General features: G+C 60.6%; 11 protein-coding genes. 6 read left to right on the plus strand and 5 right to left on the minus strand.

What is annotated here, in order from left to right:
* The 5 genes from RTX98_RS17445 to RTX98_RS17465 form a co-directional block, all read left to right on the plus strand.
* Positions 1-182 (plus strand): oligopeptide/dipeptide ABC transporter ATP-binding protein (locus RTX98_RS17445; RefSeq protein ID WP_322790644.1); only part of this gene is annotated, 182 nt, incomplete at its 5' end.
* Positions 179-1,180 (plus strand): ABC transporter ATP-binding protein, encoded by a 1,002-nt coding sequence (locus tag RTX98_RS17450; protein WP_312798080.1) that lies wholly within the window; start codon positions 179-181, stop codon positions 1,178-1,180. The genes RTX98_RS17445 and RTX98_RS17450, both read left to right, overlap by 4 nt.
* Position 1,181: 1 nt before the next feature.
* Entirely contained in the window at positions 1,182-2,126 is a 945-nt protein-coding gene (locus tag RTX98_RS17455; RefSeq protein WP_312798081.1) for a serine hydrolase, read from the plus strand.
* A 179-nt stretch (positions 2,127-2,305) separates the two neighbouring features.
* Positions 2,306-3,064: an ABC transporter substrate-binding protein gene (locus RTX98_RS17460; protein ID WP_312798082.1), complete on the plus strand. Its 759-nt coding sequence runs from the start codon at positions 2,306-2,308 to the stop codon at positions 3,062-3,064.
* A 57-nt stretch (positions 3,065-3,121) separates the two neighbouring features.
* Entirely contained in the window at positions 3,122-4,384 is a 1,263-nt protein-coding gene (locus RTX98_RS17465; protein ID WP_312798083.1) for an FAD-binding oxidoreductase, read from the plus strand.
* Positions 4,385-5,387: 1,003 nt separating this feature from the next.
* On the opposite strand, the gene RTX98_RS17470 is transcribed toward RTX98_RS17465, so the two are convergent.
* The 5 genes from RTX98_RS17470 to RTX98_RS17485 form a co-directional block, all read right to left on the minus strand.
* Positions 5,388-6,245 carry a type 1 glutamine amidotransferase gene (locus RTX98_RS17470; RefSeq protein ID WP_312798084.1) on the minus strand — a complete coding sequence of 286 codons (858 nt, stop codon included), beginning with the start codon at positions 6,243-6,245 and terminating at the stop codon, positions 5,388-5,390.
* Positions 6,246-6,447: 202 nt separating this feature from the next.
* A complete protein-coding gene (locus tag RTX98_RS20810; RefSeq protein WP_416223159.1) occupies positions 6,448-6,717 on the minus strand; it encodes a DUF3253 domain-containing protein in 270 nt (89 codons plus the stop codon).
* A gap of 356 nt (positions 6,718-7,073) precedes the next feature.
* Entirely contained in the window at positions 7,074-7,943 is an 870-nt protein-coding gene (locus RTX98_RS17475; protein WP_312798085.1) for an oxygenase MpaB family protein, read from the minus strand.
* A 176-nt stretch (positions 7,944-8,119) separates the two neighbouring features.
* Positions 8,120-9,355: a HAMP domain-containing sensor histidine kinase gene (locus tag RTX98_RS17480; protein ID WP_312798086.1), complete on the minus strand. Its 1,236-nt coding sequence runs from the start codon at positions 9,353-9,355 to the stop codon at positions 8,120-8,122.
* 83 nt (positions 9,356-9,438) lie between these two features.
* Positions 9,439-10,107 (minus strand): response regulator transcription factor, encoded by a 669-nt coding sequence (locus tag RTX98_RS17485; RefSeq protein WP_312798087.1) that lies wholly within the window; start codon positions 10,105-10,107, stop codon positions 9,439-9,441.
* Between the two features lie 135 nt (positions 10,108-10,242).
* Here RTX98_RS17485 and RTX98_RS17490 point away from each other — a divergent pair, with 135 nt between their 5' ends.
* Entirely contained in the window at positions 10,243-10,752 is a 510-nt protein-coding gene (locus RTX98_RS17490; protein ID WP_312798088.1) for a hypothetical protein, read from the plus strand.
* Positions 10,753-10,791 lie beyond the last annotated feature (39 nt).

Below are 10,791 nucleotides of genomic sequence, written 5' to 3' on the forward strand. Positions count from 1 at the left end.
CGCTGACCCCGATCGAGGGCACGCCGCCGAGCCTAACATCACCTCCTGCCGGCTGCCGCTTTGCGCCGCGATGTCCGCGCGCCGACGACATCTGCCGGACAGGTCAGCCACCGCCCTTGATGATCCATGACGCGGCCACGCCGCACCATGCCGATGCTTGTTTGCTGGAAGGTCGGCCATGACCATTCTCGAACTGCGCGATGTTTCGCGACATTTCCCGGCCGCCCGCAACCTCGCCGACCTCGCCCTGCGCCGCCCTGCGGCGGTGTTGCGCGCCGTGCATCACGTCGATCTCGCAATCGCCGGAGGCGAGACCCTGGGCATTGTCGGGGAGTCCGGCTGCGGAAAGAGCACGCTGGCGCGCCTGGCTGTTGGTTTGCAGGCCGCGAATGAAGGCTCGGTGCTCTTCAACGGGCACCCGATGAATGGACCGGATCCGGACGGTCGCATCCAGATGGTGTTCCAGGATCCCTACTCGTCGCTCAACCCGCGTATGACGATCGGCGCCTTGCTCGAAGAAGTCGTCGCCCGCTATCGCCCCGTCCTTTCCAAGCCGGAGCGAAAGGCGGAGGTGCGCGAGACCTTGCTGCGCGTCGGTCTTTCGCCGGATACGGCCGACAAATACCCGCACGCGCTATCCGGCGGGCAGCGCCAGCGCGTTTCGATCGCCCGCGCTTTATGCCCACGCCCGCGCATCCTCGTTGCAGACGAGCCGGTCTCGGCGCTCGATGCGTCCGTGCAGGCTCAGATCATCAATCTTCTGCAGCGGCTGTCCGACGAGACAGGGATCACCATCCTCTTCATCTCGCATGACATGCAGGTCGTCCGGCATCTCTGCGACAGGGTGGCGGTGATGTATCTCGGCGAATTGGTCGAACTGGCGACCGTTGATGCGCTTTTCGACCATCCGCGCCATCCCTATACGACCGGCCTGATGGATGCCGTTCCCGATGTGAGCCGGAGGCGCGGCACCGCCCGCGTTCCCGTGAGCGGCGAGATGCCGGACCCCTACGCCATCATTGAAGGCTGCCGCTTTGCCAGCCGTTGCCGGTTCGCCGAACTCCGTTGCGGCGAGCCCCAGCTTTTGACCGAAACATCCGATGGCGGGCTGGTGCGCTGCTGGAAAGCAGCCGCGCTGGATGCAGACGCAGCCGCCTCGACCCTCAATGGAAATTCGTGACATGAACGATACCGCAACGCAGAGCGCCTTTTTCTTCAACGCCACCCCCGCAATGAACGATGCCGGCCAGGCCGTCGTAAGCCGGTTGCTGGATCGGTTCGCCGATGTCGGCCTCGCCGCCGACACGTTCGGCCTCGTCGTCCTGCGCGGCGACGGACCCGCGGCCGGCCTGGAGGGCTTTTCGTATCGGGGCGATTGGCGATGCTATCCCTGCAGCGTGGTCAAGACCTTTCATCTGGTTCATGCCCTGTGCCTCATCGACGACGGACGTATCACCCCGCATGCGGAACTCGACCGGGCCATGCGGGACATGATCCTCTGGTCGTCCAATGCAGCAACGAACTACGTCATCGACATCATCACCGGCACCACTGGCGACACCTTGCTCGAAGGGGAAGCCCTGCAGGCATGGCGCCATCGTCGCGACGGGTTGAACCGGTTCTTCCAGGCACTTGCCTGGCCGGAATTCGCGACGTCAAACATCACGCAGAAGCTGATGGACGACATGCGCTATGGCCGTGAAGCGCAATATGCCGGGCGCCAGGGTGAAAACATGAACGTCATGACACCCCTGGCGAGCGCGCGGCTGTTTGCCGAACTGTTCGGAAGCGGGTTGCCGCTTTCGCCTGCGTCGCAAAGTCGGGCTCAGGACATCCTGCATCGGGACCGCACCAGCGCCGATGCCGCCAACCCCTTGTTCCAGGTCGACAACTATCTAGGCGGCGGCATCCCGGCAGGCCTCCCGATGTGGAGCAAGGCCGGTCGGCTGGGATGGACCGGCGACGCGCGCGTTGCATACCACAAGCACGACCTGATCCGGACCATCCCGGCCAACGGGGTTCCTCTGATCATCTCACTGATGACGAGCGGCAAGGCGCTGTGCGAGGATCATCCGCAGGCCTTCAGGCAGATCGGACGCGTGTTGTTTGAGGCTTTTTCGCAATGACGCTGCTTTGGCTCGAACGCAAGGTTCCCGCGCTTGCATATGGCCGTTGATTACAGCAACCTTCATGCGGCGCTTCTGCAGGTGCCAGCCTCCTTCCTACCTACCAAGGTGCCCGTCCGCTGAAGGCGCCGCAAGCCGTCCTGCCGCAACTTTCACTCGCCTTTCATGGAGACAGAACAATGAAGCCGGTCCTGATTGCAGCTGCCCTCGCTTTGCTGAGCCTCACGCCCCATGCGTCAGCGCAGGACGCGACGATCCGCATCGCTACCGAAGGCGCGTATCCGCCCTTCAACTACATGCAGCCGGACGGCTCCATTGCGGGACTGGACGTGGAGATGGCGAATGCGCTTTGCGCCGAGATGAAGGCGACATGCACGATCGTTGCGCAGGACTGGGACGGCATGATCCCCGCGCTGATAGGCGGGAAGTTCGACGCCATCATCGCTTCGATGAGCATCACCGAAGAGCGCAAGCAGCAGATCGACTTCACCGACAAATACTACACGACGCCGCTGGCCGTGGTTGTGCAGAAGGACAGCCCGCTGAAGGGCGTCGGCGTTGCCGACATGGCCGGCAAGACGGTTGGCGCGCAGGCTGCGACCACGCAGGCGAACTATGCCGACGACGTGTATGCCAAGAACGGCGCCGAGGTGAAGATGTATCCAACCCAGGATGAAGCGGCGACCGATCTGCAGAATGGCCGCGTCGATGCTCTCATCTCCGACAAGTTCGTCGTGGTTGATTGGCTGAACAAGGCAGGCAAGGATTGCTGCAGGCTTCTGGGCGACGTTCCGGGCACGGAAACCGAAGCCGGCATCGGCATTCGCAAGGGCGACGATGCGCTGCGTGAGCGCTTCAACAAGGCAATCAAGGCGATCGTGGCCGATGGAACCTATGGCAAGATCGTCGCCAAGTATTTCCCGTTCGACATCTACTGATCCGAGCCAACATGCCGATCACAGTCCTATGCGTGTCCTGAGTTGACGGGACTGCACATGTCATCCGACGTTCTCGTGCTTGGCGCCGGCATTGTCGGTGTATCGACCGCGCTCCACCTTCAAGCGCGCGGTCGGTCTGTCGTGTTGATCGACCGGGGTCGCCCCGGCGAAGGAACGAGCCATGGCAATGCCGGTCTGATCGAGCGCTCGAGCGTCGTTCCTTATGCCTTTCCGCGAAGCCTGACGACGTTGATGCGCTATGCGCTGAACCGCTCCTCGGATGTGCGCTACGACCTGCGCGATTTCCTCCATTTCGCGCCGTTCCTGTTTCGCTACTGGCGGCACTCGACGCCACACAATCTGGAGATCGCCACCCGGGCCATGCTGCCCTTGATCGAAGCCAGTGTTCGCGAACACGATGCGCTGATCGAAGCGGCAGGGGCGCAAGATCTGGTGCGAGCGGAGGGCTGGATTGCGGCATTCAGAACGCCCGGGCGTTTCGAGGCGGCCGTCGCTGAAGTCGAGGCACTGGCGCACCATGGACTGCGGTCGGCAATTCTCGATCAATCGGCCTTTGCCGCGCTTGAACCATCTGTCAGGACCGGCGCGAACGGCATCTCCGGTGCCGTTCATTGGCTGGACCCAAAGACTGTCACCGATCCCGGCGAATTGACGAAGCGTTATGCGCGCTTGTTTGAAAAACGAGGCGGCCAGATCGTCGTTGCGGACGCAGCGAGCCTCCGCCAGGTCGGCTCGACTTGGGCGGTAGCGACACCAGACGGCGAGATCACGGCTCCCGACATCGTGGTTGCGCTTGGGCCGCAATCAGACCTGATCTTCCGTCGCTTCGGCTATGCGATCCCGCTCGGCATCAAGCGCGGATATCACAAGCACTACACTTCGCCGGCGGGCACTGCCCTTCACCACTCCGTGGTTGACGAAGAGGCCGGCTATGTTCTCGCACCGATGCGGCAGGGCGTCAGGCTGACAACGGGGATCGAGTTCGCCAGCCCCGATCGCCTTCCCGGTGCGCAACAGATCGATCGCGCCGAGCGGTGCGCAAGGCAGCTTTTGGATCTCGGCAAAGAGGTCGAAGCGACGCCGTGGCTCGGCCTGCGGCCCTGCTTGCCGGATATGCGTCCGGTGATCGGTGGTGCGCATCGCCATAAGGGGCTTTGGTTCAATTTCGGGCATGCCCATCATGGGCTGACGCTTGGACCTGCTAGTGGACGCCTGCTTGCCGAACTGCTTACCGAAGAAAGGCCCTTTGTTGATCCGACGCCCTTCAGAAGCGGACGGTTCCACCAAGTATTTAGATAATTAGGGACCCCTCTTCGCAGGTGACGGTTTTTCCAAGGGAATAAAGAGGATCTCCCCAGTTGCTGAACGGCAACTGTGTGCCAGACATGCCTGCAATTAGACAGACCGCTCCTGGCTAAGGAACGCGGCACTTGCCTGTCCTAAGACAAAACCTCTCAGCAGCAGCTTTCGCATAGACTAGAAAACTTTGCCTCGCACGGTAACAGGCAGCAGAACCTCAACCCTGTTGCTCCGGACACCGACGTACCAGTCGTGGAGTTTGCAGGTCGGATCGCAGTGGCCGGGGATCAATCTTAACGCTAATTGATCGATGATACGCCGTTCGGGTCTTCGAACTGGCAGTGTTCGTCGACTAAGTGGGTACAAACAACATTCGAGTGTCCGCGATCGTTGGAAAATCGCTATTCAGCGAAACTAGTTTTAAACCAGCATCACCGACCGTTCTCCCTGCTGTCTTGCTCATGACAGATGACATACCGAAAAGTGCGTGCTCGTCACCGTGATTTGCGGTTGGCCCGAGTACTCGGCGATAGTCAGCGTCCATAAAGACATAGGAGCCGCACTGCAGCTCTTTCCATACGCCGTTGGTGGCCCCGGCAGGATAAGTGCCAGTGCCCCGACGCCGACGACCCCGCAACACACGCCACTTTCGGCCATTAGCTAGGGTCTCGCTTGTCACAACTGTCGCAGCGGCAATAGCTGAATTTCGTTGGGTTTGCGAAGGAAAGTGCTGCCCCCGGCCTTGATGAGCTTGGATCCCAGCGAACTTGAAGTTTTCGGCGGCTCCACAGCGAGGGCGATCTCATGCCCCGCAATACCGAGTGCGGCTACGCAACGACCTGCGCCACAATCAATCTCGACGAGCACCTATTCATCGAGCGTCAAGCAAGCTCCTCATTGTGTCGGAGCATGAGCAGTTGGCACCTAACTAGACTTGGTCGGTCACGGCTGACTTGAGAGCGTTCCTAGAAAGTCTTATACGTCCGGTTTTAAAAAGAACGTCTCAAGCCGACCGCCCGCTTGCAGCCGGGGGACAATCGCTGGTGCGCTCCAGCCGTCCAGGATGTCGCCCGCCTCTATGTTCATCTGCTGGAGCGCCACGAGGCCGGCGCCTGCCGGCATGCGGAGCCCGCTCGGTCAAAAAGCTCAGAAAGTTTTTCAGCTCAATTGTCCGGCGGTTGGCGTCGATGGTCTCTTCGTCAAGGCCAAGTTGCCAGGCGATGTCGCTGCGTCTTGGATCACGATCCAGGTCTTGCAGCCGTTGGGCGTGCGCTTCCAAGGCATCTTCGTCGGATGCCAAACCCTCATGGATCAGGTCGGAGCTCTGCCTGCGCAGCGAGGCTGCCACCTCGCCGATCGAAATTTCCGGATGATACTGCACGCCCCAGAAGATGCCGTTTCCATGCCGTATCTCCAGCGCCTCAACTGGCGTGTGCCTGTTGCTTGCCAACAGCGTTGAGCCCGGCGGCAGGGTATCGACAACACTGGAATGCATCGCCGGCGCGTCGAAGACGGCCGGCCTGCCAGCTAGCATGGGGTGCGAAAACCCCTCTTGGGTCATCGTGATGTTTCTTGCAAAGCCTGCTTCGATGCCGTTGGCACGCGGGGCTGTCTTGCCTCCTGCGGCAACAACCGCAATCTGTAGACCTGCGCAGGATCCAAACGATGGTATGCCGGCTTCAAAGACTTTCTGCATGAAGGCTGCAGCAGCGCGCGTTTCGGGGCTTTCATCATGCATCTGGATCGGCGATCCAGCAAAGAAGATCCCGTCGAACCGCCCGAGTTCCTCGAGTGTCAGTGAATCAGATCCGTCTACGCAGGATACATGCTCGATTGCGGCACTTCCATCCAGAGAGCGCAAGGTCTCCTCGTAGGTTTCGTGAGAGGCAGAGCCCGCATACTCGCGCCGAACCTGGCATTGCTTGGCAGTTTCACGACAAGGAGACGAAGAGGCACGGTGATCCGATCAGAATGTGGAAGAACGCGTTTAATTCTCAAGGCGTGAGATCGTTCAAACACAAAGCTGGGATTTTTCAGACGGGAGAGCTTCGGTACCCAATGGTTCAGCCGCGGGGTTTGCAGATCCTGTAAGGGCCATCCCGTTTTGCCATCGGAACAGCTTTCCAAGACAAGCTTATCTTGCCTTCAGCACAAAGTTCATCAACGGCCAGGTGGACGACAGGCATATAACCTCTCCAGCTCTCAGGTATGCCCGCCTTGCTGGCCAAACGACGCGCTACCTCGCTCGGACAGGTTGAGCCATCATGACGCTTTTGGACAAAACCTAGCACCTCTGTCCTAGCGTCTATGTCGCTTATCTCACGGGATTTCATGTTGCGGACCAACGCAGAATTTTCAAAGGTTCTCTGTGGATCGACGACGCCAACTTAGCTCTAGCAGGTTAAGGCCTTAGCTCGTCGACGATTAGGCATGAGTGACCGCAATGGTTTGCGAGAGGTATGGCCGGAACGGATGGATAGCGGAGAGGCGACCTCCAAACCCATCTTGTAAGAGAGCGGACGGTTGCAGCTCGAACGTGGCCGCCTGCGTCGCTGCGTGCATTCAGTCGGTTTCAGGAAGCTGGCCCCCGATCTTCGCGTATGATGCCTTTCCATCACGAACGTTCTTGATGCCAAGACCAATCCGGCTTAGCCGAGAGACTTCTTCGGGCTCGGCGTGCTGGCGAACTCTATAAACTTTGGCCCTCAACTCTTCTCCGAGCTCGCGTCGCAGGTGTGTCCCGCAATGCAGGCTTCATGACGGCCCGGATGCTGCGTGCGCCCACACGGGCTAGTTGCCGTCTACGGGATGATAAGTCGAGACCATGCATTGTTGCCGCCCATGAGGGCAGCAAATCGATGGCGGCGTCCATTGTTACATCGCGAAACGGGCGGAGCAGAATTGTTGGGGCAGGTTGAGAGAGCAGCACGGACGCAACCTCCCGCGTTCGCGCGTCATAACGCAGTTCCGGCTGCATATGGGTCAGATACGCGTCAACGTCCGTGCGTGTGACGGGCACATCTTTCGCACCCAGGCGTTTGGCAAACAGAGCGACTTCCGCAAAGTATCGATCTTGGTCGAGGCGTGACAGATGCGGATCACAGTAACGAAGGTAGGCTTGGAGAAAGCTGCTGACCTCCGCCACATGAACCCACGTGAGCAGATGCGGATCATTGGCCGAATAGGATGATCCATCGGGCAAGGTGCCTTCGACCTGGTCATGGACAAGCTTGACGCGATCCAGCAGCTTCTCGGCTTCGTCTGTCGGACCGTAGGTGGTGCCTGCAATATATTGCGCCGTGCGTTTCAGCCGCCCGATCATATCATCTCGAAAGCCTGAATGATCCCAAACACCGGCAAGTGCTTTCGGGTGCAGCATCTGCAGCAAGAGAGCAGTGACACCGCCGATCATCATCGCTGTGAAGTCACCATGGACACGCCACGCTACAGACTCCGGGCCGAGCAAACCTGGATCGCCTTTCGGCGCGTCCAGCTGTGGAGCACTTGAGCCGACTAGCGTGCGGACTTGCCGCTGTATAAGGTTTTGGAAGAAGTTCATGGTCTTTATCTAAGACGCAGAACAGGTTCGGCTACAGCCTGACCGACTGCAGACAATGATGCTAGCCGACTGCCGATCGATCGTTGTCGATGGTTCGGGAAAGATAACTGGTCTGATATCTTTCGCTGCGTCCAGCATTGTGCCGCCTTTGAAGGTCTGAATGGGGCGAACACGTCTTAGCTCGAAGCCGATGGTAGCCGCACCTCCACGGAGGTGCCTTTCAGCCCTTGCGACGCTCTGAGCCTGATCGAGCCACCATAGAGTTCGACGAGTTCGCGGGCGATCGACAGGCCGAAGCCGTAGCCAGGCACCGTTTCGTCCAGGCGCTTTCCGGGCTCAAGCACGTCGCGCACTGCCTCAGCATTGACGCCAGGGCCGTCATCTTCGATGCTAAAGCAGACTTCGCGCATTTCGCGACTGGCTACAATACGCACGGTTTCGTTCGCCCACTTGAAGGCGTTGTCGATGATGTTGCCGAAGATCTCATCGAAATCCTGCGCCTCACAAGCAACAAATGCTTCTGCGGGAGCATCGAGCGCAACCTGAACGGGCTTAGGCGCGTGTACTGCCCGCATGACCTCCGCGAGCTCAGCGAGCCGTGCGCCTGCATCCGTTCTTGCCCGCGAAGCTTCACCCAGCGCCGCAGCCCGGGCGCGCGTGAGATGGTGGCGGATCAGCCTGTCCATTCGCTCTACAAGATTACGGATCTGTGGATCGGCCGCCGCCGAAGGAGCCGCCACAAGCGTCGCCAACGGTGTCTTCAGCCCATGAGCAAGGTTCGCCACATGGCGGCGCGCGTGCGCGAGAGTTTCGGTGTTTTCGCCTAACAGCTTGTTCAACTCGGCGGCGAGCGGCATGATCTCGCTGGGCTGGTCTTGGCTTACCTCCTGACGCCTGCCCGCGCGGATGTCATGAAGTTCAGCTTGCAGCGATTTTAGCGGCCTAAGCCCGAGCCGAACCTGAACAAGCGCCGCGAGAACAAGTGCGACGCCCAGTGCAAGCAGCGCCCAAACCAGCGGCTGCATGGCTTCCCTAAGAGGGCGGCCGATCGCCGGATCGTAGGGTGCGCCAGCAGCAATGAGTGTCGCATCGCTGCTTCTTCGAAGCACCCGCCAGTGGATCAGCCGGCCGTCATCGTCGTGGAGATCGAAGGGACGGATTCCATTTGGATCAGCTTTGCGCGTCCGTTCGCTAAAATCAGGTCGTGAGCCAAGAAACTCAGATTCAATGGTTCGGCCATTGCGAGAGACAACCCAGACCCATTTCTCGCGGCGGTCGATGAACGGGCGGTCCCGGGCTTTCTCCAGGGAGTCATCTCCGTTGGTGAGGCTTGCATCGAGCAGGGCAATCTGCGCATCGAGCCGCCCATCCACCTGCCGCACGACGAAGCGTTCAAGCACGGCATTGATCAAGAAGCCCGCCGCCACGAGCGCTACGGCAATTGCGACACCCGCCGCAAGAAGCAGGCGTCCGGCCAGCGATTGGGGCATGAGTGTCATTCGCCATTCACCGCCGTCAACCGATAGCCATGGCCGCGCACTGTCTCGATCGCTTCGCGGCCGAGCTTGCGGCGCAAACGGCCGACAATTACCTCGAGCGAGTTGGAATCTGTTTCAGCGTCGCCCTCATAAACGCGCTCGGTCAGTTCGCTGCGCGACACCACGATTTCCTTGCGCAAGGCGAGCGCGGAAAGAACGCGCCATTCGAGTGCGGTGAGCCGCAACGGCAGGCCGTTCAGCTCAAAGGAGCCGAGCTGGGCATCGAAGACGAGCGCGCCGCAGTCGATGCGGGTAGCGGCATGGCCTGCCGCGCGGCGCGCGAGCGCACGCAAGCGCATCACCAGTTCCTCGACGCGGAAAGGTTTAGTAAGGTAGTCGTCAGCCCCAGCCTTGAAGCCCTCGACCTTTTCCGACCAGCCATCGCGAGCGGTCAGGATCAGCACTGGCAAGGCGCGGCCGGCTTGACGCCAAGCGCGCAGTACGGATTTGCCGTCGATCTTTGGAAGGCCGAGATCGAGCACCGCGGCGTCATAGATGCCGGTATCGCCTAGATGCTGCCCATCTTCGCCGTTCTTCGCCCAATCAACCGCGAAGTCTTCGGCCCGCAACGCATCTGCGATGCGGCTTCCGAGCGCTACGTCGTCTTCGACCAGCAGAACCTTCACGCCTTTTTTTCTCCGATGCATCCGTCGGCTGCGACCTATGCCCATGCGCTGAACCGAACCTGAACGAGGCAGTTCAGGCTCGATTGCGGGGATCCGTGCATGATCAGCCCATTCGCAACACGAGGAGATATGCCAGTGAGCCCTGAAAACGAGGCGATACAGATCAAGACAGAACGTCCCGCTCCTCCTTTTCTCCGGAGCGGGCGAACCAAGGCCGCACTCGCCGGCATCGGCCTTCTCGTTCTCGGCCTTGCCGGCGGCGCGGGCGTAACGGCCGCTTTGTCGCCCAACGACAGCACGGTGCTGATGAAGCCGGTTGCCGTGAACACATTGGAAGACGGCACGCAGGCGGCCATCAAGGGCACTGTGGGTGACGTCTTCGGCAACAAGTTCGTTCTGGCGGACCAATCCGGCCGCGCACTGATCGACAGCGGCTGGCGCGGAGAAGGCGGCGATCTCGTCAAGCCGGGTGAGACCGTCACCGTTCAGGGCCGGTTCGATCGCGGCTCGCTTCGCGGCGAGGTTCTGGTCCGCGCCGACGGGGCAGCACAGAGCCTGAAGCCACCCAAGCCCGGTCCGCGTGGCTGGGGCGAACGTCTCGGCAACGGCCATGTTCGGGTAGCGGAAGAGCCGACGCTTCCCTGATCCGGGCAACCTGGAACCAACCCTTCAACAACGGAGCAT

It is taken from the genome of Tianweitania sp. (assembly GCF_032053605.1).
Taxonomy (GTDB): domain Bacteria; phylum Pseudomonadota; class Alphaproteobacteria; order Rhizobiales; family Rhizobiaceae; genus Tianweitania.